Consider the following 22042-nt stretch of genomic DNA (forward strand, 5'->3'; position numbering starts at 1 on the left):
GCCACCGACGAGCGACACCGCGGAGGTAGGAGCAGGTGGTCGACCGTAGTCAACCGGCACGCACCGCCCGGGAGCAGCCGAGCCCCGGCAGGTTCGAGCTGCTGCGGGCGCGTTACCCCCGGTTGGATCGGCTGGTCCGGGCCGCGCAGCGGTATCAGAGCCACTACGGTGACTACTACGCGGCCGCGATCACCTACTTCAGCGTGCTGGCGCTCGTGCCGCTGCTGATGATCGTGTTCGCGGTGGCCGGTTTCGTGCTGACCAGCGATCCCGACCTGCTGCGACGCCTCCAGTCTGCCATCTCCGAAGCCGTGCCCAGCCCACAGCTGAGCCAGTTGATCAACGACATCGTCGACGAGGCGATCAAGCAGGCGGGCGCGGTCGGGATCATCGGCCTGCTGGCCGCGCTGTACTCGGGTCTGGGATGGATGACCAACCTGCGTGAGGCGCTCACCGCCCAGTGGGGACAGGGTCCGACGGCCCTGTCCTTCCTCAAGCGGACCCTCGCCGATCTGCTCTCACTGATCGGGCTCGGGGTGGCTATGGCGGTATCGTTCGGGATCAGCGCGCTGGGCGGCGGGGTGGGTAGGATGCTGTTCCGGCTGGCGGGCATCGAGAACAACGCCTGGGTGGGCCTCGTGCTGTGGTTGCTGGCCGTGCTGCTGTCGCTGGCGGCCAGCTGGCTCGTCTTCCTGTGGGTGCTCGCCCGGCTCCCCAGACAACCCGTGACGCTGCGCAGCGCGGTGTGGGGGGCGCTGTTCGCCGCTGTCGGGTTCGAGGTGCTCAAACAGGTCGGTGTGGTGTACCTGAACAGCCTCAGCGGCTCACCGGCGGCAGCCGCGTTCGGCCCCATCCTCGGGTTGCTGGTGTTCGCCTACCTGACTTCCCGGTTCCTGCTGTTCGTCACCGCCTGGACCGCCTCCGCCAGGGAGAACCAGCCCGTGGCGGCCGCGGAGCCGCCACCACCGGCCGTGATCCGCCCCGTGGTGCCGCCCCGACGCGGCACGGGCGCGGCCGTGGGGGTGTTCGGGCTCGGCACCCTGCTCGGTTGGCTGCTGCGCGGGCGGCGCTGAGGGCGTGGCAAGCTGCGGGCGTGGCAACCGGCCGTCAGCCGCTGTCTTCCGAATCGTCCCGCCGGGTAGCGCTCTCGGCCCTCCTGCGGGCGCGCTGGAGCCGCAGTGCGGCCACGAGCAGCAGCATCGCCACCACCAGCAGTATCAGGAGACCGACCCCCGTGCGTGGAAACCGGTCGCTTTCCGGCTCCGACGTCCGCTGCGCCGCTTCGACCGCGGTGTCGGCGGTGGAGGTGGTGCTCGGTTCGGGTGTCCGTCGTGCTACGAGTTTGCCGACCACTCGGTCCCCGTTCAGGCGAAAGCCGTAGTCGAGCAGCGCGGCAGCCTGCTCGGACAGGTCCACCGGGCGGTGTTCGCCACGCAGCAGCACCGCGACCAGTTCGCGACCGTTCCGCTCCGCCGCGACGACCCTGGTGTGCCGGGCGTCGTTGGTGAAACCGGTCTTGCCGAAAACCGCCCCGGGGTAGTCGCGCATCACGTCGCTGTCGCTGGCGATGCGCACCGGCGGTTGGCCGGACGGCGCGGGGAGCCGGGTGCGTCTGGTGCCCGCCGGGCGCGCGAATTCCGGATCGTTCAGCGCGGCGCGCAGGATCAGTGCCATGTCGTAGGCCGAAGTGCTCATACCCGGACCGTCGAGCCCGGAGGTGGTGGCGGCTCTGGTGTCCCGGGCGCGCAGCCGTTCCGCGAGTTCGTTCATGCGCCGCACGGTTTCCTCGGTGCCGCCGATCTTCCGTGCCAGCGCGTGCGCGGCGTCGTTGCCCGACTGCAGGATCAGTCCCGTCAGCACCTGGCGCACCGTGTAGTCGACACCCGGCTCCAGCCCCACCGCGCTGCCCTCGACCGCCGCGTCGGACTCGGTGGCCGTGATCGTGTCGGAGAGCTCCAGCTCGCGTGCGGCGACGAGCCCCGTCAGGATCTTGATCACCGAGGCGGGACGGTATCTGCCGTGCGGGTTCTTGGCAGCCAGCACTTTCCCGCTGTCCAGCTCCGCCACGATCCAGGTGGCCGAGCTCACCCGCTTCGGCGGTGCGGGGGCTTCCGGCGGGATCACGACGCCGCAGTGCCCCATTCCGGGCCCGCCGATCGGTGCCTCCGGGACCGGAAGCGGCTTCGGTGTGGGTTCTCCCGGCGCGGGGACCTCCGAGCTGTCCACAGGTGAGGGAGGCAGCGTGGCGTTCGGACAGCTCGATCGCGTCCGGTTCGTCGTCGCCGTGCCCGTGGGCACGAACAGTCCCATCGACAGGATCGCCGCCAGCACTGCCGTGGCGAGTCGGACCGGTAGGCGAGTGGCTGCTGTGGACACGCGGACCACCCTAGGGCACTCGCACGGTGGTGCGAATCCGCCGAGTGTTCGAGAAGCTCGGTTGTGCTGGATTAGTCGGGGTGCGCCCGAGGACGTTGTGGTCGCGGGCACAGTAGATACTGGGGACGTGCGAATTACCCGTGGTATGGCGTTGTTCCTGCTGGTCTTCGGGATCTGGTCCTGGCTGTTGTGGCCGACCTTTCTCCGCAACATCCTCGGTGACCGGGGAATCGGCGCGAGTTCCGGCCTTCGGGTCGGAGTGGGCCGTTCTGGAGTGTTCGTGGTTGGGCACGCTAGGCGGGGCGTCGTTGGTTTTCCACGTACTGTCGGGTGATCGACAGCGGCGCTCCGTCGCAGGAGGCGGCGAAGTAGGACGGCGACCACACGTGTCCTCGGTAGGTCCGCGTCGGGAAGTGCTGCTTCAGTCGCCGCGAGGTCACGCTTTGGAGGCTGTTCACCAGTTTTGATACCGCTATCTGTGGTGGGTATTCCACGAGCGGGTGTACGTGGTCGTCTTCCCCGTTGCATTCGGACAGGCTCGCGCCGAAGTCGGTGCAGACCTTGGAGAACACCTCATGCAGGAAGTCGTGGTGTTGGCCGGTGAGCACGTTTCTGCGGTACTTCGTCACGAAGATTAAGTGGACGTGCGTTCCGAAAACACGGTGTCTGCCAGCGCGGTAGTTCTCGGTGGTTGCCATAGATCAACATGGTGCAGTGCTCTGGCGGAGGGAGGTGATCAGCTTATGCAGCTGCGGTACCGCTACCGGCTCTACCCCACACCGGGGCAGCGTCGGGCGCTGGCGCAGGCGTTCGGCAACGCCCGTGTGGTGTTCAACGACGCGGTGCGTGCCCGGCAGGACGCCCACGCGGCGGGGGAGAAGTTCCCGACCGGCACCGTGCTTCAGAAGCGGCTGATCACCGATGCCAAGCGCACCGACGAGCGTGGCTGGCTCGGCCAGTGCTCGAACATCGTGTTGCAGCAGGCCATCCGGCTGCACACCGGCGGGTTCTCGGTCCGACCGAACGGGAAACTGCGTCTGGCCCGGATCGGGGACGTGAAGGTCGCCTGGTCGCGGGACCTGCCGAGCGCGCCCAGCTCGGTCACCGTCGTCAAGACCGCCGACGAGCGCTACTACTGCTCGTTCGTGGTCGAGGTCGGCGACGAAACTCTCCCGGCTGCCGTCGACCAGCACGGCCAGGACGTAGAACTCGGCCTGGATCTGGGCTTGTCCGCGTTCGCCGTCGACCAGCACGGCCGAGTGCTCGACAACCCGCGCTTCCTGCGCCGCGCCGAACGCAAACTCAAACGGGCACAGCGGGAACTCAGCAGGAAGAAAAAGGGATCGAACAACCGCAACAAGGCGCGCCGCAAATTGGCGCGTCAGCACGTGAAGGTCACCGACACTCGGTCCGACTGGCTGCACAAGGCCACGACCAGCATCGTTCGTGAGAACCAAACGATCGTGCTGGAAGACCTCGCGGTCTCCGGCCTGGCCCGCACCCGGTTGGCGAAGTCCGTGCACGACGCGTCGTGGGGCACGTTCCGGCGCTTGCTGGACGAGAAAGCTCACCGCTACGGCCGCCAGCTGGTGGTTATCGACCGGTGGCTACCCACGTCGCAGACCTGCTCCGACTGCGGGCGCATCGACGGCCCCAAGCCGCTCGACGTGCGCACCTGGACATGCCCCTGCGGCGCGACCCACGACCGCGACCACAACGCCGCCAAGAACATCCTCGCCGCAGGGCGTGCGGAGAGGCAAAACGCCTGTGGACCCGACGTAAGACCCCACACCGGGGCAGACGGGGACGAAGCAGGAAGCAGCGGAACCCCGCGAGGGGCCACCGCTCCGCACGCGGCGTGAGCCGCGCCGGAATCCCAGCCCCTCAGGGCGGGGAGCACGTCAAGAGCAGTCGTGGTCGGACGGAGCGCCGACGGCGTTCCTGTGGGTGCACGTGGTGATCGCGGTGGTCTCGCTCGTGCTGGGAACCGTGATCGGCGTGTTCGGTTTGCGCGCCTACTTCGCGAGCAGGAGAGGTTGACTCCTCGGGGCGGGTCCCCCGGGAACCGGGGGGGCGAACGGGACCGGTGAGGGGTGCGCGCGAGCGCGCTCGGCCGCTCGGCGGCGGTGCGATTTGTGACTTAGGTCCGGCTTCGTGAGCCGGAGGAGACTTCCGCCACGAATCCGGCTATCGTGATCGCGCGGGGTCACGAACGCCACCGGGCCGGTGGCTCCGTGTTTCCGTGCGCCGAGGCAGCGGCGGTGATCGCCCGCTGTCCAGGGGCCCGGGAGTGTGCGCCGTCGTGTTCCCACTCGCCGCGGCACACACGTTCCACGACCCCGTACAACGAGGTACGGGGTCTCCCGGTCGGGGGAGACCGTACGGACCATCAACCGCGTGCGGAAAGTTCCGGCGAGCCGTCGATCCCGCACGAGATCGACCGCCCACCGGAACGCGGCACCGCGGAGAGTCCGGTCAGCGCCTCGGAATCAGCGCCTGCGGAACATCAGCGCCCGCTTGACCTCCTGGATCGCCTTGGTCACCTGGATACCACGCGGGCAGGCGTCGGTGCAGTTGAACGTGGTGCGGCAGCGCCACACCCCGTCGATGTCGTTGAGGATGTCCAACCGCTCCTCGGCGGCCTCGTCCCTGCTGTCGAAGATGAACCGGTGCGCGTTGACGATCGCCGCCGGTCCGAAGTAGGAGCCCTCCGACCAGTAGACCGGGCACGAGGTGGTGCAGGCCGCGCAGAGGATGCACTTGGTCGTGTCGTCGAACCGCTCCCGCTCGGCGACCGACTGGATCCGCTCCCGCGTCGGGTCGTTCCCGGTGGCGACGAGGTAGGGCTTGATCGCCTTGTACGCCTCGAAGAAGGGCTCCATGTTGACCAGCAGGTCCTTCTCTACCGGAAGGCCCTTGATCGGCTCCACCGTGATGGTGGTCTCGCCCTTCTTGGCGAACATGTCCTTCATCAGGACCTTGCACGCCAGCCGGTTGACACCGTTGATCCGCATGGCGTCCGAACCGCACACGCCGTGCGCGCAGGAACGCCGGAAGGTCAGCGTGCCGTCGATGTACCACTTGATGTAGTGCAGCAGGTTGAGCACGCGGTCGCTGGGCAGCGCCGGAATGCGGTACGACTCCCAGTGCAGGTCGTCGTCGACCTCCGGGTTGTAGCGCTCGATCTTGACCGTGACCATCGTCGCGCCCTCCGGGATCGGGGGAGCGTCCGAGGGCAGGTCGACGGCGGTCGTGTCGCTGTTCGCGTCGGTGGTGGGGGCGGTCATCAGTACTTACGCTCCATCGGCTGGTACCGGGTTACGGTGACGGGCTTGTAGTCCAAGCGGATGTCCGAGAGGAAACCGGTCAGGCCCAGCGGCGCGTTCGGATCCTGTTCATCGGGCAGCTGCTTGTACTGCATGCTGTGCCGCATGAAGTTGGTGTCGTCGCGGGTCGTGTAGTCCTCGCGTGCGTGTCCGCCACGTGATTCCTTGCGCGCCAACGCGGAGTTGACGAGTGCCTCGGCGAGGTCGAGCAGGAAGCCCAGCTCGACCGCTTCCAGCAGGTCGTGGTTGTAGCGCTTGCCCTTGTCGTGCACGGCTACGCGGCCGTAACGCTCCTTGAGCAGCTGTACGTCCGACAACGCCTGCTTGAGGGTCTCCTCGGTGCGGTAGACCGAGGCGTTGGCGTCCATCGTCTCCTGCAGCGCGGTGCGGATGTTGGCTACCCGCTCGCCGCCCTCCGCGGTGCGGAGGTGATCGACCATTCCCTCGACCAGCTGAGCCGGATTCTCCGGCAGTTCGAGGAACTCGTGCCGCTGGGCGTACTCCGCGGCCGCGATACCGGCACGACGCCCGAAGACGTTGATGTCCAGCAGCGAGTTGGTGCCGAGCCGGTTGGAGCCGTGCACCGAGACGCAGGCGACCTCGCCCGCCGCGTACAGGCCGGGAACCACGTTGTCGTTGTCGCCGAGCACCTCGGCGTCGATGTTGGTGGGAACACCGCCCATCGCGTAGTGCGCGGTCGGGTAGACCGGGACCGGCTCGTGCAACGGCTCCACGCCCAGGTAGGTGCGGGAGAACTCCGTGATGTCCGGCAGCTTGCTCTCCAGCACGTCCTCACCGAGGTGTGTGACGTCCAGCAGCACGTGGTCCTTGTTCGGTCCGGCGCCGCGGCCCTCCAGCACCTCCATCGCCATGGACCGTGCCACGATGTCGCGCGGTGCGAGGTCCTTGATGGTGGGGGCGTAGCGCTCCATGAAGCGCTCGCCGTCGACGTTGCGCAGGATTCCGCCCTCGCCGCGCACCGCTTCCGAGATGAGGATGCCCAGTCCGGCCAGACCGGTCGGGTGGAACTGGTAGAACTCCATGTCCTCCAGCGGCAGTCCCTTGCGGTAGACGATGCCCATGCCATCGCCGGTGAGGGTGTGCGCGTTCGAGGTCGTCTTGAAGATCTTGCCGAAACCGCCGGTCGCGAAGATCACCGACTTGGCCTGGAAGACGTGGATCTCGCCGGTGGCGAGTTCGTAGGCCACGGCCCCGGTGCAGCGCTGCTGCCCGTCCTCGTCGGTGGTCATGTTGACGTCGAGCACGTAGAACTCGTTGAAGAACTCCACGCCGTGCTTGATGCACGTCTGGTAGAGCGTCTGCAGGATCATGTGGCCGGTGCGGTCGGCCGCGTAGCAGGAGCGCCGCACGGGTGCCTTGCCGTGATCCCTGGTGTGCCCGCCGAAGCGCCGCTGGTCGATGCGGCCCTCCGGGGTGCGGTTGAACGGCAGCCCCATCTTCTCCAGGTCGAGCACCGCGTCGATGGCCTCCTTGGCCATCACCTCGGCCGCGTCCTGGTCGACCAGGTAGTCACCGCCCTTGATGGTGTCGAAGGTGTGCCACTCCCAGTTGTCCTCCTCGACGTTGGCGAGTGCTGCACACATCCCGCCCTGCGCCGCACCGGTGTGCGAGCGGGTCGGGTAGAGCTTGGTGAGTACGGCGGTGCGGGCGCGCTGGCCGGACTCGATGGCGGCGCGCATTCCCGCGCCGCCCGCGCCGACGACGACCACGTCGTACTTGTGGAATTGCATGGTGGTCTCCTTGGCTCGTCGCCTGCTGGGCCGCGCGTCAGCTGATGTTCGGATCGAAGGTGAACAGCACGTACGTTCCCAGTACCACGGTCAGCACGATCGAGCAGTACAGCAGCATCTTCAGCCAGAAGCGGGTACGGTCGGAACGTGAATAGTCGTTGATGACGGTTCGCAGCCCGTTGCCGCCGTGCAGACCCGCCAGCCACAGCATCGTCAGGTCCCAGAGCTGCCAGAACGGTGATGCCCAGCGGCCCGCCACGAAGGCGAAGTTGATCCGGTGCACCCCGCCGTCCAGGAAGAGCATGATCAGCAAGTGCCCGAGGACGAGGAACAGCAGCACGACTCCGGACAGCCGCATGAAGACCCAGCTGTAGAGCTCGAAGTTGCTGCGCCTGGCCGCGGGACGCCCGGGGGAACGCGGCTTGTCGACTGACAGTGGTGCTTCGGTAGTGGTCATGGTCGTACTAACCCCCGAACAGTTCCGTGGCGGCGCGGGTGATCATGCTGATGCCGGCCGGGATGATCAACACCAGCCACAGCACCAGGACTGTCCACAGCATCGGTCGCTGCAGCCCCGGTCCCCTGGACCAGAAGTCGACGAGCATCACGCGGATTCCGTTGAACGCGTGGAACAGCACCGCCGCGAGCAGCCCGAGCTCGAACACGATCATCAGTGGATGTTTGTAAGTCTCGATCACCGTGTCGTACGCGTTGGGTGAGACCCGCACCAACGCGGTGTCCAGGACGTGTACGAACAGGAAGAAGAAGGTGAGCACGCCCGTGATGCGGTGGGCGACCCACGACCACATGCCCAGGTCGCCGCGATAGAGGGTGCCCTTGGCACGAGGTGCTTCCCCGCGAGGGCGTCCCTCCGCCGCGGTGGCGGTTGTGCTGGCCATGACGGAAGGCCTCCAACGTCGCTGGTGGACTCTGGGCCCGTTCCGGATGCTGCGCGGAGAACGGCCCGTAACCGCAGCACCCTGCGCCCGCGCCGATTACCCGAACGGACCCTTGACCCATCGGATGCTAGACCCGCGCCCGCCGGCTGTCCTACTCGCATGTGCCCGCTGTGATCGAGCAGACAACTACCGGGGGTGGGTTGATCGATGTAGATCCGTTCTGCCCCGGGCAGGCACCTCGTCGTGGCGCGGGCGTCAACCGGCTGGTCCGAGATTAGCGTCACCCTTATCGTATTAACGCACGTGTCGAGCGGTGTGCGCAGGTCCGCCATTGTTCGTCATTGACATATTTCACTTTTTGGGCAGTGGGCGGTGCGATTGGGACACGAACGAAGGGTGATTACGTTGAGTAGTGCCCGAACGAGTGAGTACGGGTGGTGATCGGGGAACTTGGTCGAACCCAACTCCGTCGACTGGCCCGCCCTGCGGGCAGCCGCCACCTTCGCCGCCGAGCACGCCTACTGCCCCTACTCCGGGCTCGCAGTGGGGGCGGCGGCTAACTGTACCGACGGGCGCGTGGTGGTGGGGTGCAACGTCGAGAACGCCTCCTACGGTGTGACGTTGTGCGCCGAGTGCACGTTGGTGGGCGAGCTCCGGATGAGCGGGGGTGGCGGTCTGGTCGCCGTTTCGGTTCGGGACGGGCAGGGCAACCCGCTCATGCCCTGCGGTCGGTGCAGGCAACTGCTCAACGAGATGGGCGGGCCGGAGTGCCTGGTCGACACCCAGGAGGGCATCCTGCCGATACGGCAGCTGCTGCCGCATCCCTTCGCGCCGCCGCCCTGAATCGGCCGGTAACCTCTTCACCCATCGCACCAACGCCCGAACCGGAGCGTGTCATGCCGCACAGTGTCGTGGAGATCATCGGCGCCAAACGGGACGGGGGCAGGCTCTCGGCGGCGCAGATCGACTGGGTGATCGACGCCTACACCCGGGGTGAGGTCGCCGAGGAACAGATGTCGGCGCTGGCGATGGCGATCCTGCTGCGGGGGATGGACGACGCCGAGACCGTCCGCTGGACGGCGGCGATGGCCGCCTCCGGTGAGATGCTGGATCTCGGCGCTCTGGACCGTCCCACGGTGGACAAGCACTCCACCGGCGGCGTGGGGGACAAGATCACCCTCGCGCTGACGCCACTGGTGGCGGCCTGCGGGGCCGCCGTGCCGCAGCTGTCCGGCCGCGGCCTCGGGCACACCGGAGGGACGCTCGACAAGCTGGAGTCGATCCCCGGCTGGCGCGCTCGGCTCAGCACCGCCGAGCTGTACCGCAACCTCGACGAGGTGGGAGCGGTGATCTGCGCCGCCACGGAACGGATCGCCCCCGCCGACAGCAGGATGTACGCCCTCCGGGACGTGACCGGCACAATCGAGTCGGTGCCGCTGATCGCCGGTTCCATCCTGAGCAAGAAACTCGCGGAGGGCACCGCCTCGCTGGTGCTGGACGTCAAGTGCGGTTCGGGGGCCCTGCTGACCGAACCGGAGCGGGTGAGACGTCTCGCCAGGACGCTGGTCGCCACCGGCAACGACAACGGGGTGCGAACAAGTGCGCTGTTGACCTCGATGTCGGCGCCGTTGGGCGTGGCGGTGGGAAACGCTCTGGAGGTCACCGAGGCGGTGAGCGTGCTGCGGGGAGAGGGCCCTTCCGACGTCACCGAACTCACGCTCGCGCTGGCCCGCGAGATGCTGGCGAGCAGCGGGTTGTCCGATGTGGATCCGGCCGGGGTGCTGGCATCCGGGGCGGCGTACGAGAAGTGGCGTGCTCTCGTCACCGCGCAGGGCGGTGATCCCGACGCGGACCTTCCCGTCGCCGCGCACGTGCACACGTTGCGCGCGCCGCGGAGCGGAAACCTCGCCACGCTGGACGCCCGTGCGGTCGGTGCCGCCGCGTGGCTGTTGGGCGCGGGACGGGCACGCAAGGAGGACGAGGTGCGGCACGCCGCGGGCGTACGTTGCCTGGCCAAACCCGGGGACCGGGTGTCCGGGGGCGAGCCATTGTTCGAACTGCACACCGACGATCCGGGCACGGTCGAGGACGCGTCACGTCGACTGCACGATGCCTACGAGATCACCCGCGGTGAGGTCCGGACCGAGCCGGTGGTGCTGGAGCGGGTGACCGGTTCCGACGTGGCGGTGTGACACCCGCGGGGCCGCTTCCGCCCCGCTGGGCGCCACACCGTGTGGTCCCCGTCGATCCCCGTTCACTGTGCCGACATCGCCGGAGCGGCGCCCCTAGGGCATGCCACGGGCCTACCCGGTGCGTGCTCCGGTGGAAGCCGGTACTCACGTGCGATCAGGCGCTGTCGGCCGTGTAGTCGTCGTCCGGCTCGTCCGAACCGCTCGCCTTGTCCGAGTCGCGCTTGGCGCTCTTGGAGCGACTGCGACGCTGCTGTTGCTGTCGGGGCAGTGTCGTCGGTGGCGAGACCGCGTTGTTGTTCGAGGGAGCACCGCCGCCGAGGATCAGTTCGGCGAAGGTGGCCATGGCCTCGTCCAGCTGGCCGGCGTGCTTGCGCTCGCTCTCCTCGTTGGCGTTGCGCACCAGCGAGTCCAGCGATTCCGAGTCCGGACGCTCGGAGAGGGTGCCCCGCAACTGCGAGAGGTCCTCGCCGAGGGTGCTGCCGACGTCGCCGATCCGTTCGGTGACACCGCTCTCGACGGAGTCGAGGCGAGTGTTGACGTTCTCCTCGACCGAGTCGATCCGGCCGGACACCTGGTCCAGTCGGCTCGCCAGCGATTCCAGTCGGTCGGCGAGCTGTTGCAGGCGCTCGGTCGGGTCGACCGCCGGACGCTCCGCGAGCGCGTCGAGCTTGCCGTTGACCTTCTCGGCGTTCTCGGACAGGGTCTCGCCGATCCCGTTGCGGACTTCCTGGGCCGCGTCGCTCACCGAGCGCTGCAACGATTCCCTGGTGCCGTCGAGGTGTTCGTGGACACCCTCGTCGATCTCGGCGAACCGACCGCGCAGGCTGGTCTCCATCTGGTCGAGACGCTCCCTGAGCGGTTCCTGGACCGAGCCGGGAACCTCCTGCAGGCGGGTATCCTGCTGGTCCAGGTGCTGCCCCAGCTCTTCGAGTCGATTGTGGACGTGGGAGAGCTTGTCCTCCAGACCGTCCATGCGGCCCGTGACGCCGTCGAAACGTCCCGCCATGCCGTCCAACCTGCCGTCCAGTTGCGCGAACGGCTTGGCCAGCTTGTCGGCGAGACCTTCGACCTGGCTGTTCAGGCCGGAGATCGCGTTCTCCTGGGCTTCCAGTTTGGACAGTGCCTCGTCGAGTCGTTCGGCGAGCACGCTGACTTCGGTGCGATCCGGCAGCTCGGACAGCCGTTTGCGTACGGAGCCGAGGGACTCCAGCGGCGACATCCGGGCGTTGATCTCGTCGAGAGCGTCGAAGATCTGCTGCTGTTCGCTTTCGCGGATCTCCGCTGCCCGCGTCAGCATGTTCCGCATACGGTCGAACGACACCGTGTCTTGGCTGTTCTCGTTCACGGCAAAGGTCGTCCTTCGTCGAGGGGGAGGGAGAGGACTATTGGAGCGTAGCGAGTAGGGGGTCAGTTGGGCATACGCCCCCCGGCATTTTCCACGAATACGGTGGCGATTGTTCCCTCGAACGGAGTAATTGCGCCAGTTTCGCGGCTTTCCGCCAGGGCGATCGTGAGTCCGATTCGCGCTGTACGATCCCCTGTCCCGACATCTCCGACGAGCTGTGATCGCGCAGCGTGATCAATTCTTGCACGAAAGTGGCCGCGGGCTCAACAGTGGAGCGGACAGGCGATGCCGACGAGCTGATGGGGAACCGGGTCGCCGCCCCGAAAGCATGGCGCGGAGTCATTCGTGTGGTTGGAGTCGCTCGCCGAGCGAGGCGTGGTCCCGCCACCTTCCGGCGACGGGACGAGCACATCGGTTCTCGTGCCGCCGCGGGTTCGTCCACGGTGCACTCCAACGAGCGAGGAACGCGGTGGCGCGGGTGTCCACTCATCACCGGGTTCTCGGAGCGAGAACCGTTGGGAGAGCTCGACAACCGCGCCACGGGCGAACGGATCGGAGGACGCCGCTCAGTGCACCCGCAGTCTCGCCTCGAAGCTCTCCACCAATTCGCGCCACGCGGCCACCTCCTGGTCGAACGGCGGGGTGGGGGGCAGCCGGTTCGGGTCGGGGCGCAGCACGTAGGACAGCATCCAGCCCAGGCGTTCCGAGGAACCCAGCGCGTTCTCCACGCTCTCGTCCCCGGCCCAGGAAGCAGCGTCGGTCAGCAGCTCCTCGGCCAGGTCGAGCTGGTTCGGGTCTATCTCGGACGGTCCCTCGGCCAGGTCGTCGTCCAGTCCGCTCAACACGTAGGTGTTGTCCGGCTCGACGTCGATCTCCAGCTCGCCCGCGGTGGCCGCGTTCTTGACCGTCTGCCACGTCGCGACCCGCGCCAGATCGGTGTTGTCCACTTTGTCCTCGGCGAGGTAGCGCGCCAGCGCCCTCGGTGAGGTGCAGACGTCGATGCTGCCGTCCGAGCCGAGAAAGACCGGGTCCTCACCCAGGAAGCAGCGTAGTGAGTAGTACTCGCGGCCACCGGTGACGATCTTGATCGGATCGATGCCGATCTCGCGCCAGAAGCCCTGTTCCCGCTCGTCGTCCTCGGTGTCCCCGCTGTCCTCGGTCTCCCCGGGCTCCTCGTGCTCTGATGCCGCGGCCGAGTCCGATTCGGCGTCCTCGTCCTCACCCGGTAGTTCCTCGGCCAGTTCGTTCTCGGCCTCGGAAACGGCGGTGGCATCCACTTCGGGACTCGCCACCACACCGTCGATCGCGTCCAGCAGCTCGTCCCACCGGTCGGCCACCACGCGGCAGATCCGGTTCCAGCGCCGTTGGCCCTCCTTGCCGCTGAACGGCAAGGTGCCCTCACCGAGCAGATCGAAGCCCTCGGCGTCCTGCAGCACCTCGGTGACCGTGTCGAGTTCGCAGACCTCGGCCAGCGAACGCGCCATCTCCACGATCTCGGAGAGCTCGTTGATGGTCCAGGTGTCCGGGGGCTCGGCGATGAGTTCCGGAACACCGACCAGGTCGTACTGATGGTCCTCGTCCGGGCTGAGGTCGACAGCGGAGAGGGCGGGTACCACGTGCCAGGCCGGGTGATCATCCAGGTCGTTGGCCGCGCCGGATCGCACGAAGGCGGCCAGGTGTGCCGGGTCGGCGAACGCGTACAGATTCTCTTCGTGGCCGAGGAAGGCCTCCCACTCCTCGCCTTCCTCGCGCCATCGGGGAGCCCAGAGGGTGACCAGATCGCCCTGCGGCAGCCCGAGCTCGATCGGGACGATGTCCTGCGCCATCTTGCTACCTCCGGTCGCCGAAGCGGACGCTGCCGAAGCCTACTGGACGGGGATTCGATTGCCGATACGGTGTCGTACCGTGTGTAGCCGACTCGCACCGGATTCCCTGCTCAATGGCTCGCCCTGGTGGTGCCCGAACGCTCGGCGCACCGAGCGTCCGAACCGGGACGCATCGAAGCAAGGAACCCCAAGCTACCTCATCGAGGTTTTCCGGTCGGGTTGTCGGGGTGCTCGCTCGGCGGAACCTCCAGCCGGCTCTCGCTCCTGGTGCGGAGGTCTCGGGTAGTTACCTCCCGCTCTCCTCCGCGCGGTGGAACCGCGGAACCGCTCGGCCCAACACTCCTTCCCGCATCGGGCGGTCGGTTCAACCGTGATCGAACACGCCGAACGGACCGCCCTCACCTCAAGGTCGGCGGTACCGTTCAGCGGTTTCCGCGCCGAGCATGAGGTGAATGGATGTCACGTTGCTGTGGACCAAAATCACACTTTGGCTCGCCGAGTACGCGCCGACGACCGCCTCCGAACTCAAGCAGGCACTACCGCCCCCGGACATGGCCGCGTTCGAATCGGAGTTCGAGCTCACGCTTCCCCAGCAGCTCAAGGAGTGGTGGACCTGCTGCGGTGGAACCGAATCCGGATCGTTGACCGATGTGCTGCCGCCGTTCTACACGCCTTACGGCGCGTCGGGGGCGTGGCGGGTCTGGTGCGAGTTCCGTGAGACCTGGGCGGCCAAGTGGCACCGGCCCGCCTGCGACTACTACGCCGGTTCGGCGGGAAGCAGCTTCCATCCGGCCTGGATCCCGATCGCGGGTGACGGGTTCGCCGACGAACTGGTGGTGGACCTGCGTCCCGGCCCGTTGCGTGGCTGTGTACTGGAGTGGGAGCAGGAGATGAGCCGTGTCGGCCCACCGCTGTGGGCCGATCTGGCCTCGATGCTGGCCGATGTGCACCGCGCGTTGACCGAGGGCGGTTCCGCCGGTTACAGCAGGCCGACGGTGACCGAGGACGGCAGACTGGACTGGCAGATCCGCTGAACCCGCCGAACGCCCACCCGGGGCGCGGCGATTTCTCGCGAAATTCACGCACCCGGGTGGGCGGTAGCGGATCCGGCTCAGCGGAACCGCCTTCCCTCGTCGCGCCGGAAGGTGAACACCGCCAGCGCTCCGAGCGCGGCCGTCCAGCCCACGGCGACGGCCAACGCGGTCAGCGGCGGCCCGCCTCCGGTCAGCGCGCCGAGTACGAGCTCGCGGGCGGCCCTGGTCGGAAGTACGGTCGAGATCCCGTCCAGCCAGTCCGGGAACACGCTCGGCGGCAGGAACAGGCCACCCGCGAACGCCAGCGGGAAAAGTATCAGCTGGACAGTGGGGATGGCCGCCTTGAGCGGCATGGAGTACCCAACCGCGAGCCCGAGGAAGGCGAACGGTACGCCCGCGAGGACCAGTGCGAACACCGTCGCGCCCACCTCGACCACCGAAGCCTCGGCCGCCGTGAACAGCACCGCCGTGAGCCCCACCGGTATCAGCGACAGCAGTGCGAAGCACAGCGCGTTGCACAGCCTGCCGCCGAGCTGCGCCATCGGGCCGGTGGGCAGCGTCCGCAGGTAGCTGTGCCATGCCTTGGCGCGGTCCTCGGCGACCCCGGCGCCGAGGTTGAACACGAAAGCACTGATCACCGCGAACATCGACATCTGCCCCGCCGCTTCGGTGGCCGCGACGGTGTTGCCGGAGACCGAGCGGTTGGAGACGACGAACAGCAACATGAACAGCGTGGGAAACGCGAGGGTACCCAGCGCGGCCATCGGGATCCGGACCGTTTCGCGGAACTGGTACCGCGTGTAAAGCAGGACTGCGCTCATGCTCTTCCCCCGGCGTGCTCGTCGATCGGGTTCGCCTCGGCGGTCAGCGCGGTGAACGCTTCCTCCAGCGAAGCCCCTGTCACGGTCAGGTCCTCGAAGTCCGCTCCGCTGCGCACCAGGTCGCGGACCAGTTGGTCGGAGTCGCGGGTGAACAGTCGATGCGCCCCGTCGTCGAGTTCGGAGCGCACCACCCCCGGCAGCTCCGGTAGGTTCGTTCCCCGCACGGTCACGGTCCGGGTGTGCACCCGCGACTTGATCTCCCGCTGCGGCCCGTCGGCCAGCACCCTGCCGCGGTCCATCACCACGATCCGCTCGGCCAGGGCCTCTATCTCGGCGAGGTAGTGGCTGGTCAACAGCAGTGTCGTTCCGCGCTGATGGTGATGGCGCAGCGCCTCCCACAGCGAGTCGCGCGCGGCCACGTCCAACCCGGTGGTCGGCTCGTCGAGCACCACCAGGGCGGGATCGCCCACGAAGGCCAGCGCCACGCTCAACCGTCGTTGCTGCCCGCCGGACAGCGAACCGGCCTGCCTGCGTGCGAGTTCGCTGAGTCCGAACTGCTCCAGCAGTTCACCGACCGGCAGCGGTTCCGGGTAGTGCTTGGCGACGAATTCCACGATCTCGCCCACGCGCAGCGTGTCCGGCAGGCCGGTTTCCTGCGGGGTGGTTCCCAGCCGTTCGCGGTTGCGTGGCTGGCGGGGATCACCACCGAACAGCTCGACGCGGCCCGCACCGGGAGAGCGCAGACCGGTGAGCAGGCTCAGCAGGGTGGTCTTGCCCGCTCCGTTGGGCCCCAGCAGTCCCAGGAGCTCTCCGGGAGAGATGTCGAGGTCGATGTCGTCCAGCGCGTTCAGCGAACCGAATCGGCGTGACACGCCGATGGCACGTGCTTGGTATCGGGTCAAGAGTCCCCCTCGTCGGTGACCGGTTCCAACAGGGCCCGCAGTTGCCGCATGTACTGGTCGAAGGCCGTGCGTCCCGCTTCGGTGAGGTACACGTAGGTGGTGCCGCGGCCGGGGCCCGTCTTGGTGCTGTCGGTGTAGCCCGCCTCGTCGAGCTTGCGCAGGTGAGTGATCAGGTTTCCCGGCGTCATGTCCAGCAGTTCCCGCAGCCGGCCGAAAGCGATCCGGTCCTCGGTGGGCAGTGCCGCGAGAGTGGTCATCACCCGCAGCCTGGCCTGGGCGTGGATGACCGGATCGAGTCGGACGTCGGCAGGGTTCATTCCGGTTCTCCGGGCAGGCGTTCGTGACTGGGGGACGGTTTCGCGCGAGCGCGCAGCGTCAGCACCGTTCCTGCCACCAGAAAACCACCGCCGCCGGCCAGCGACATGACCAGGTAGTGGTTCGGGATGCCGGTGAAGGCGCCGGCCGCGTTGATCGCCAGGATCCACAGCCCCACGCCGTACTGCGTCCAGCTCCCGGTCAGCGCGCCGCCGCTGAGGTAGAGCACTCCCACCAGCAGGCCGGAGCCGCTGGCCCAGAGCATGGCGTAGACCTCCTCGGAGATGCCCATCCGCGAGGTCGCGGCGATCAGCGCACCCAGCGCGACGAAGCCCAGCGTCCAGGACCAGCCGTGCATCGCCCCGGACTTCTGTGTGGGGCCGCGCAGCCCACGCAGGCTGTTCGCGAGGTGCCAGACGGTGATGAAGCCCGCCACGCCCAGGCAGCCGAAGAAGATGCCCAGTGCCTGCCAGAGGGGGACGAGCAGTGCCGGATCGTCCCCGATGGTCAGGTACAGCTCGCCGAATCCCAGCATCCAGGCCGCGCCCCAGACGCCGAACAGCAGGCCGGGGTTGATGTCGAGGGCTCGCTCTGCGCGTTGTTGCTGCCGCTCGGTGATGGCCAGCATCTCCGCCGGTGACGGAGTCGAGGTGTCGGAGGTGTGTTCCTCGCTCATTTCCTGCCCCCTGTAGCCGAACTTTGTGGCGCAAAGTTTCACTTACTTTGCGACGCAAAGTCAAGTGCCGATCGGTATGCTTCGTGATTTACTACTTTGCGAGGCATACTAGTCAGTGCTAGTTTCTAGTCGTGTCGGAGCGGAAACCGGTGGAACGACAGACGCAGTGGCTGCGCGGGGTGCTCGATCTCGCCGTGCTCGCACTGCTGGCCGAGAGCGGGGAGGACTACGGCTACACGTTGGTTCGGCGTCTCGACGAGGCCGGACTTCCGGGGATGAAACCGGGAACGCTGTATCCGCTGCTCAACCGCCTCGATTCGGAAGGGCTGGTGCGCAGCGAGTGGCGTGCGGGTTCCGGTGGGCCGGGCCGGAAGTTCTTCCTGCTCACCGAGCGGGGCCGTGCGGTGCTGGCCGAACACGGGCCGCAGTGGACCGAGTTCGCCGAGAACGCCACCGCTGTACTCGAACGGGGGATGAGTTCATGACCGCGGTATCGTCGGAGAAGTACCGCAACGAGTTGATGTTCGCGCTGCGGATGCGCGAGGTGCCGGGGGACCGGGTCGGCGACGTGCTGGCCGAGGTGGAGTCCCACGTGGCCGAAACGGGGCAGGATCCGGTGGAGGCGTTCGGCACACCGGGGGAGTACGCGGTGCGGGTGGCCGAGGAGTTCGGCACGACCGGTGGTTCGCCTCGGCGGGCCGTGCTGCGCCCGGGTGTGCTGCTGGTCGCCGCGTTGGCACTGTGCGGAGCGGAACTGGCGACTTCCGCCGCCACCGCGAACGAGGTCACGCTGACGACCGGCAGCCTCGTCGGGATCGTCGCCCTGCTGGCACTGTTGGTGGTGCCGCTGCTGTTGGCGATGCGTGCCGCGACCGAGCTTCACAGCGTCGGGCGGCGAGTGTGGTTCGGGCTGGGGGCGCTGGCGACGTTGGTGCTCGCACCGTTCGTGGCGAACTGGATCGAGCGGGTGGTCGGCGCCGAGCCGGTGCTGGTCACGATGCCGCGCTGGATCGCCTTCGTCTTCGCCGCGGTGTTCCTGCTCGGCACGGTGGGCCTGTTGGCCCGGACCATTCGCGGCAACCGGATCGTGGATCCCAGGCCCGGTGTCGTCGGGAGTTCCTGAGCGTGCCGGGCGGTCCTCCCGAGCGACCGCCCGCCAGTCGACCGCCCGCTCCGCGATTTCGCGAGAAATCGCGGAGCGCCGGGGTCACTCCCCGAGTGGGTGCCACACCGTTTTCAGCTCGGTGAAGGCACGCAACCGCCCCGTGCCGGGCGCGGTGTTCCAGTCCGGTTCCACGAGCGGAGCGTCGAGTACCCGCTTGACGCTCCCGGCGGCCGTCTCCTCCAGCTCGCCACGCAGGGTTTCGTCCGCCCCGCTCGGATCCAGCGCGTCCACATCGGAGTGCGATGCCAGCCGTGAGATCAGTTCGGCGGGATCTCCGGTGAGCACGTTGACCACCCCACCTGGTACGTCCGAAGTGGCCAGTGCCTCGCACAGGCTCACGGCGGGCACCGCCAGTTCCGCATCCACGAGTACCACCGCGCTGTTGCCCGCCGCCAGCACCGGGGCCAGCACGCTGACCAGACCCAGCAGCGAGGAGCGCCGGGGCGCCACCACCCCCACCACGCCCACGGGTTCCGGCGTGCTGTGCACGGTGTACGGACCGGCGACCTGGCCGACACCGCCCCGCAGGACGCCGAGCTTGTCGGTCCAGCCCGCGTACCAGAACATTCGGTCCACGGCGGTATCCACCGCCCGTTCCGCCTCCGTCGCGGACAGCCCCTCGGTCGCCGCCACCTCGGAGGTGAACCGGTCCCGCGTCCCCTCCAGCATCTCGGCGACCCGGAACAGCACCTGCCCACGGTTGTGGGCGCTGGCACCGGACCAGCCGTCGAACGCCTTGCGGGCCGCGGCCACGGCGTCGCGCAGATCCTTGCGCGAGGCCTTCGCCGCGTTCGCCCGGAACGTCCCGTCCGCGTCGGCGACCGCGACGACCCGGCCCGACTCGGATCTGGCGAAGGACCCGCCCACGTAGAGCTTGTAGGTCTTGGGCACCGTCACCCTCTTCCGCGTGCTCACCCGCGCCTCGTCTTCAGACATCGAGATAGGCCTCCAGACCCGCGGCACCGCCGACGTGACCGTTCCCGGACTCACCGCGCCCACCGAACGGAGCGGTCGGGTCGAACCGGTGGAACGTGTTGGCCCACACCACACCGGTACGCAGCCCGCGCGCCGTCCACAGCGCGCGGGAGCCCTTCTCGCTCCACACGCCCGCGGCCAGACCGTACGGCGTGTTGTCGGCCTTGGTCACGGCCTCCCGCGCGGTGCGGAAGGTCAGCACCGAGAGAACCGGGCCGAAAACCTCCGTTCGCGCCACGCTCATGGACTGCTGCACGTCGGTCAGCAGGGTGGGAGCCATGAAATCGCCGTGCCGTGGCAGCGTCGCCGGCACGGTCCAACGACTCGCCCCCTCCGCGACGCCACGCTCCACGAGCTCGGAGAGCCGCTCCACCTCGGCCGTCGAGCCGAGTGACCCCACATCGGTGTTGCGATCCATCGGATCGCCCACCCGCAGCTCCGCCATGCGGTCGCGCAGCCGTGCCACGAACTCCTCGGCCGCGGACTCCTCCACCAGCAGCCGCGAGCCCGCGCAGCGGACCCGTCCCTGGTTGAAGAAGGCACCCTCGACCACGCCCCGCACCGCCTCCTCCGGCGCCGCGTCGGCGAACACGATGTTCACCCCGTTGCCGCCCAGTTCGGACGTGACTCGTTTGCCCCGGCCGGCGAGGTCGCGCCGCACCCGTTCGCCCACCTCGGTGGAACCGGTGAAAACCGCGTGCCGCACCCCGCGATGTGTCAGCAGGCTCGCTCCGGTCCCCGAGTCGCCGGGCAGGATGTTGACCGTGCCGGGGGGTAGACCGGCCTGCTCGCAGATCTCGCCGAACACCAGCGCGCTCAGCGGTGTCCGTTCGGATGGTTTGACGACCACGGTGGACCCGCAGGCCAGAGCCGGAGCGATTCGCTGCGCCAGCAGCAGCAGCGGGAAGTTCGACGGGACCACCTGCCCGGTCACCCCGAGCGGTGCGGGGGAGGGCCCGAATCCGGCGTGGTCCAGCTTGTCCGCCCAGCCCGCGTAGTGCAGGAACCACGCCGCCGCGTTGGGCAGGTCGAACTCCGTCGCCTGCCTGACGGGCTTGCCGGTGTCCAGTGTCTCCAGCACCGCCAGTTCCCGGGAACGTTCCTGCAGCAGCCGGGCGATCCGGAACAGGTACTTGGCCCGGTCGGTACCGCTGATCGCCGCCCAGCGGTGCCGAAAGGCGTTCTCGGCCGCGGCGACCGCGCGGTCCACATCGGACTCCGCGCTGCTCGTGATCTCCGCCAGCGGTTCTCCGGTCGCCGGATTCACGCTGGAGAAAACCGCACCGGTGCCGTCGGTGAACTCCCCGTCGATGAACGGGCGGTAGCGTTCCCGAAGCGCGGCGACCGTCGCGGATTCGAGGGCGGGCGCGTACTCCAGGGGATTCGCGTCGGGCTCCGTCAAAGATCCACCGTCACCTGGTCGGGGCCACTGTAGTGGCCGTGAAGTTGCGTTTCGCGCTGCATCAGCAGGTCGTTGAGCAGTCCGGACGCCCCGAACCGGAACAGTTCGGGACTCAACCAGTCAGGTCCCGCCACCTCCCGCACCGCCACGAGGTAGCGGATCGCGTCCTTGGTGGTGCGGATTCCGCCCGCCGGTTTGACACCGCGCGTCTGCCCGGTTCGCTCCCGCCACTCGCGTACCGCCCGCAACAGCACGTGGGTCACCGGCAGGGTCGCGGCGGGGGAGACCTTGCCGGTGGAAGTCTTGACGAAGTCGGCCCCCGCCAGCAGCGCCAGCCAGCTCGCCCGCCACACGTTGTCGTAGCCGCCCAACTCGCCGGTTTCCAGGATCACCTTCAGGTGGGCGGGCACGCACGCTGCCCGGACCTGTTCGATCTCGTCGAAGACCCGGCCGTACTCGCCCGCGAGGAAAGCACCGCGGTCGATGACCATGTCCACCTCGTCGGCGCCGGACTCAACCGCCAGCTCCACCTCGGCCAGCTTGGCGCGCGGCGTGGAGCGGCCCGAGGGGAACGCGGTCGCCACCGAGGCGACCCCGACCCCGGAGCCGCGCAGTGCCGTCACCGCCTCGGCGACCAGATCAGGGTAGACGCACAGCGCGGCGACCCGGGGGACGTCCGGGAACCGCGAGTCCGGGGTGCGGGCCTTGGCCGCAAGCGCACGCACCTTGCTCGCGTTGTCCGCACCCTCCAGCGTGGTCAGGTCCACCATGCTCACCGCGCGGTCGATGGCGCGCAGCTTGGCCTCTCCCTTGACGGCGCGCCCGGCCAGCGCGGTGGCCCGCTGTTCGAGTCCCACCGCGTCGATGCCGGGCAGCCCGCGCAGGAAACGCGTCAACGCGGCTTCGTCGCGGGTGGCCTCGGCCAGCTCGCCCGGTGGTCCCGTTCTCGGTGGGCTGGATGACGGCGAATCGGCCATGCGGAGCAGTCTACGGTGCCGCTCCGCCGTGACCAATGTTCACCGCGCGGTCCGCGTTCG

24 protein-coding genes are annotated in these 22042 nt (G+C 68.3%); 9 read left to right on the forward strand and 15 right to left on the reverse strand.

Features of this window, described 5'->3' with window-relative positions:
• Positions 1-35 precede the first annotated feature (35 nt).
• On the forward strand, positions 36-1073 hold the full coding sequence (gene yhjD, locus BM394_RS16505; RefSeq protein WP_092979526.1) for an inner membrane protein YhjD: 1038 nt from the start codon (positions 36-38) through the stop codon (positions 1071-1073).
• A 34-nt stretch (positions 1074-1107) separates the two neighbouring features.
• Here yhjD and BM394_RS16510 read toward each other — a convergent pair whose 3' ends face one another.
• The gene (locus BM394_RS16510; RefSeq protein ID WP_245780252.1) at positions 1108-2376 is read right to left on the reverse strand and encodes a D-alanyl-D-alanine carboxypeptidase; all 1269 of its coding nucleotides are present in this window, start codon (positions 2374-2376) and stop codon (positions 1108-1110) included.
• 127 nt (positions 2377-2503) lie between these two features.
• On the opposite strand from BM394_RS16510, the gene BM394_RS24005 reads away from it, so the two are divergent.
• Positions 2504-2710, forward strand: coding sequence for a hypothetical protein (locus tag BM394_RS24005; protein WP_139235246.1), 207 nt, complete (start codon positions 2504-2506; stop codon positions 2708-2710).
• On the opposite strand, the gene tnpA is transcribed toward BM394_RS24005, so the two are convergent.
• Complete coding sequence (gene tnpA / locus BM394_RS16520; RefSeq protein WP_092979527.1) at positions 2670-3074, reverse strand: IS200/IS605 family transposase; 405 nt, start codon at positions 3072-3074, stop codon at positions 2670-2672. The two genes, BM394_RS24005 and tnpA, sit on opposite strands and share 41 nt — an antisense overlap.
• 45 nt (positions 3075-3119) lie before the next feature.
• On the opposite strand from tnpA, the gene BM394_RS16525 reads away from it, so the two are divergent.
• Both BM394_RS16525 and BM394_RS23950 read left to right on the forward strand, forming a co-directional pair.
• Positions 3120-4238 carry an RNA-guided endonuclease InsQ/TnpB family protein gene (locus tag BM394_RS16525; protein ID WP_092979528.1) on the forward strand — a complete coding sequence of 373 codons (1119 nt, stop codon included), beginning with the start codon at positions 3120-3122 and terminating at the stop codon, positions 4236-4238.
• 94 nt (positions 4239-4332) lie between these two features.
• Positions 4333-4416, forward strand: coding sequence for a hypothetical protein (locus tag BM394_RS23950; protein ID WP_425427667.1), 84 nt, complete (start codon positions 4333-4335; stop codon positions 4414-4416).
• A 449-nt stretch (positions 4417-4865) separates the two neighbouring features.
• Here BM394_RS23950 and BM394_RS16535 read toward each other — a convergent pair whose 3' ends face one another.
• From BM394_RS16535 to sdhC, 4 genes are read right to left on the reverse strand one after another with little or no spacing between them, the layout of a single operon-like run.
• Positions 4866-5663, reverse strand: coding sequence for a succinate dehydrogenase iron-sulfur subunit (locus BM394_RS16535; RefSeq protein ID WP_092979529.1), 798 nt, complete (start codon positions 5661-5663; stop codon positions 4866-4868).
• Positions 5663-7453, reverse strand: coding sequence for a succinate dehydrogenase flavoprotein subunit (sdhA, locus tag BM394_RS16540; protein WP_092979530.1), 1791 nt, complete (start codon positions 7451-7453; stop codon positions 5663-5665). The genes BM394_RS16535 and sdhA overlap by 1 nt, the downstream gene beginning before the upstream one ends.
• 37 nt (positions 7454-7490) lie before the next feature.
• Positions 7491-7910 carry a succinate dehydrogenase hydrophobic membrane anchor subunit gene (locus tag BM394_RS16545; RefSeq protein ID WP_092979531.1) on the reverse strand — a complete coding sequence of 140 codons (420 nt, stop codon included), beginning with the start codon at positions 7908-7910 and terminating at the stop codon, positions 7491-7493.
• A gap of 7 nt (positions 7911-7917) precedes the next feature.
• The gene (sdhC, locus tag BM394_RS16550; RefSeq protein WP_092979532.1) at positions 7918-8352 is read right to left on the reverse strand and encodes a succinate dehydrogenase, cytochrome b556 subunit; all 435 of its coding nucleotides are present in this window, start codon (positions 8350-8352) and stop codon (positions 7918-7920) included.
• A gap of 450 nt (positions 8353-8802) precedes the next feature.
• Here sdhC and BM394_RS16555 point away from each other — a divergent pair, with 450 nt between their 5' ends.
• Together BM394_RS16555 and BM394_RS16560 are read left to right on the forward strand one after the other, a co-directional pair.
• Positions 8803-9195 (forward strand): cytidine deaminase, encoded by a 393-nt coding sequence (locus tag BM394_RS16555; RefSeq protein ID WP_092979533.1) that lies wholly within the window; start codon positions 8803-8805, stop codon positions 9193-9195.
• A 53-nt stretch (positions 9196-9248) separates the two neighbouring features.
• Positions 9249-10544, forward strand: a complete 1296-nt coding sequence (locus BM394_RS16560) for a thymidine phosphorylase (RefSeq protein ID WP_092979534.1) — start codon at positions 9249-9251, stop codon at positions 10542-10544.
• A 154-nt stretch (positions 10545-10698) separates the two neighbouring features.
• Here BM394_RS16560 and BM394_RS16565 read toward each other — a convergent pair whose 3' ends face one another.
• Positions 10699-11889 (reverse strand): coiled-coil domain-containing protein, encoded by a 1191-nt coding sequence (locus tag BM394_RS16565; RefSeq protein ID WP_207227420.1) that lies wholly within the window; start codon positions 11887-11889, stop codon positions 10699-10701.
• A 566-nt stretch (positions 11890-12455) separates the two neighbouring features.
• Positions 12456-13715: a primosomal protein gene (locus BM394_RS16570; RefSeq protein WP_092979535.1), complete on the reverse strand. Its 1260-nt coding sequence runs from the start codon at positions 13713-13715 to the stop codon at positions 12456-12458.
• A gap of 452 nt (positions 13716-14167) precedes the next feature.
• Between BM394_RS16570 and BM394_RS16575 the strand changes: the two genes are divergently transcribed.
• Positions 14168-14749 (forward strand): SMI1/KNR4 family protein, encoded by a 582-nt coding sequence (locus BM394_RS16575; protein ID WP_092979536.1) that lies wholly within the window; start codon positions 14168-14170, stop codon positions 14747-14749.
• Positions 14750-14826: 77 nt separating this feature from the next.
• On the opposite strand, the gene BM394_RS16580 is transcribed toward BM394_RS16575, so the two are convergent.
• The 4 genes from BM394_RS16580 to BM394_RS16595 are packed head-to-tail and all read right to left on the reverse strand — an operon-like array spanning position 14827 to position 17463.
• Positions 14827-15570, reverse strand: a complete 744-nt coding sequence (locus BM394_RS16580) for an ABC transporter permease (protein ID WP_092979537.1) — start codon at positions 15568-15570, stop codon at positions 14827-14829.
• Positions 15567-16472, reverse strand: a complete 906-nt coding sequence (locus tag BM394_RS16585; RefSeq protein ID WP_092979538.1) for an ABC transporter ATP-binding protein — start codon at positions 16470-16472, stop codon at positions 15567-15569. Before BM394_RS16585 ends, BM394_RS16580 begins: the two co-directional genes overlap by 4 nt.
• Positions 16469-16789, reverse strand: coding sequence for a transcriptional regulator (locus BM394_RS16590; RefSeq protein WP_092922745.1), 321 nt, complete (start codon positions 16787-16789; stop codon positions 16469-16471). The genes BM394_RS16585 and BM394_RS16590 overlap by 4 nt, the downstream gene beginning before the upstream one ends.
• Entirely contained in the window at positions 16786-17463 is a 678-nt protein-coding gene (locus BM394_RS16595; RefSeq protein WP_130468212.1) for a hypothetical protein, read from the reverse strand. The genes BM394_RS16590 and BM394_RS16595 overlap by 4 nt, the downstream gene beginning before the upstream one ends.
• Positions 17464-17594: 131 nt before the next feature.
• On the opposite strand from BM394_RS16595, the gene BM394_RS16600 reads away from it, so the two are divergent.
• Together BM394_RS16600 and BM394_RS16605 are read left to right on the forward strand one after the other, a co-directional pair.
• Positions 17595-17948: a PadR family transcriptional regulator gene (locus tag BM394_RS16600; protein ID WP_092979540.1), complete on the forward strand. Its 354-nt coding sequence runs from the start codon at positions 17595-17597 to the stop codon at positions 17946-17948.
• A complete protein-coding gene (locus tag BM394_RS16605; RefSeq protein ID WP_092979541.1) occupies positions 17945-18586 on the forward strand; it encodes an HAAS signaling domain-containing protein in 642 nt (213 codons plus the stop codon). Before BM394_RS16600 ends, BM394_RS16605 begins: the two co-directional genes overlap by 4 nt.
• A gap of 84 nt (positions 18587-18670) precedes the next feature.
• Here BM394_RS16605 and BM394_RS16610 read toward each other — a convergent pair whose 3' ends face one another.
• The 3 genes from BM394_RS16610 to deoC are packed head-to-tail and all read right to left on the reverse strand — an operon-like array spanning position 18671 to position 21982.
• On the reverse strand, positions 18671-19564 hold the full coding sequence (locus BM394_RS16610; RefSeq protein WP_092979542.1) for an aldehyde dehydrogenase family protein: 894 nt from the start codon (positions 19562-19564) through the stop codon (positions 18671-18673).
• Positions 19557-21005, reverse strand: a complete 1449-nt coding sequence (locus tag BM394_RS16615) for an aldehyde dehydrogenase family protein (protein WP_092979543.1) — start codon at positions 21003-21005, stop codon at positions 19557-19559. Before BM394_RS16615 ends, BM394_RS16610 begins: the two co-directional genes overlap by 8 nt.
• Positions 21002-21982 carry a deoxyribose-phosphate aldolase gene (gene deoC, locus BM394_RS16620; protein WP_092979597.1) on the reverse strand — a complete coding sequence of 327 codons (981 nt, stop codon included), beginning with the start codon at positions 21980-21982 and terminating at the stop codon, positions 21002-21004. Before deoC ends, BM394_RS16615 begins: the two co-directional genes overlap by 4 nt.
• Between the last annotated feature and the right edge of the window lie 60 nt (positions 21983-22042).

The sequence above is a fragment of the Actinopolyspora lacussalsi subsp. righensis genome (genome assembly GCF_900116555.1).
Taxonomy (GTDB): Bacteria; Actinomycetota; Actinomycetes; order Mycobacteriales; family Pseudonocardiaceae; genus Actinopolyspora; species Actinopolyspora lacussalsi.

Excerpts from the sequence above, each read along its gene's own strand:
- tnpA (WP_092979527.1), bottom strand. The coding sequence starts at position 3,074 with ATGGCAACCACCGAGAACTACCGCGCTGGCAGACACCGTGTTTTCGGA.
- BM394_RS16525 (WP_092979528.1), top strand. The coding sequence starts at position 3,120 with ATGCAGCTGCGGTACCGCTACCGGCTCTACCCCACACCGGGGCAGCGT.
- BM394_RS16535 (WP_092979529.1), bottom strand. The coding sequence starts at position 5,663 with ATGACCGCCCCCACCACCGACGCGAACAGCGACACGACCGCCGTCGAC.
- sdhA (WP_092979530.1), bottom strand. The coding sequence starts at position 7,453 with ATGCAATTCCACAAGTACGACGTGGTCGTCGTCGGCGCGGGCGGCGCG.
- BM394_RS16545 (WP_092979531.1), bottom strand. The coding sequence starts at position 7,910 with ATGACCACTACCGAAGCACCACTGTCAGTCGACAAGCCGCGTTCCCCC.
- sdhC (WP_092979532.1), bottom strand. The coding sequence starts at position 8,352 with ATGGCCAGCACAACCGCCACCGCGGCGGAGGGACGCCCTCGCGGGGAA.
- BM394_RS16560 (WP_092979534.1), top strand. The coding sequence starts at position 9,249 with ATGCCGCACAGTGTCGTGGAGATCATCGGCGCCAAACGGGACGGGGGC.
- BM394_RS16570 (WP_092979535.1), bottom strand. The coding sequence starts at position 13,715 with ATGGCGCAGGACATCGTCCCGATCGAGCTCGGGCTGCCGCAGGGCGAT.
- BM394_RS16575 (WP_092979536.1), top strand. The coding sequence starts at position 14,168 with ATGGATGTCACGTTGCTGTGGACCAAAATCACACTTTGGCTCGCCGAG.
- BM394_RS16580 (WP_092979537.1), bottom strand. The coding sequence starts at position 15,570 with ATGAGCGCAGTCCTGCTTTACACGCGGTACCAGTTCCGCGAAACGGTC.
- BM394_RS16590 (WP_092922745.1), bottom strand. The coding sequence starts at position 16,789 with ATGAACCCTGCCGACGTCCGACTCGATCCGGTCATCCACGCCCAGGCC.
- BM394_RS16595 (WP_130468212.1), bottom strand. The coding sequence starts at position 17,463 with ATGAGCGAGGAACACACCTCCGACACCTCGACTCCGTCACCGGCGGAG.
- BM394_RS16605 (WP_092979541.1), top strand. The coding sequence starts at position 17,945 with ATGACCGCGGTATCGTCGGAGAAGTACCGCAACGAGTTGATGTTCGCG.
- BM394_RS16610 (WP_092979542.1), bottom strand. The coding sequence starts at position 19,564 with ATGTCTGAAGACGAGGCGCGGGTGAGCACGCGGAAGAGGGTGACGGTG.
- deoC (WP_092979597.1), bottom strand. The coding sequence starts at position 21,982 with ATGGCCGATTCGCCGTCATCCAGCCCACCGAGAACGGGACCACCGGGC.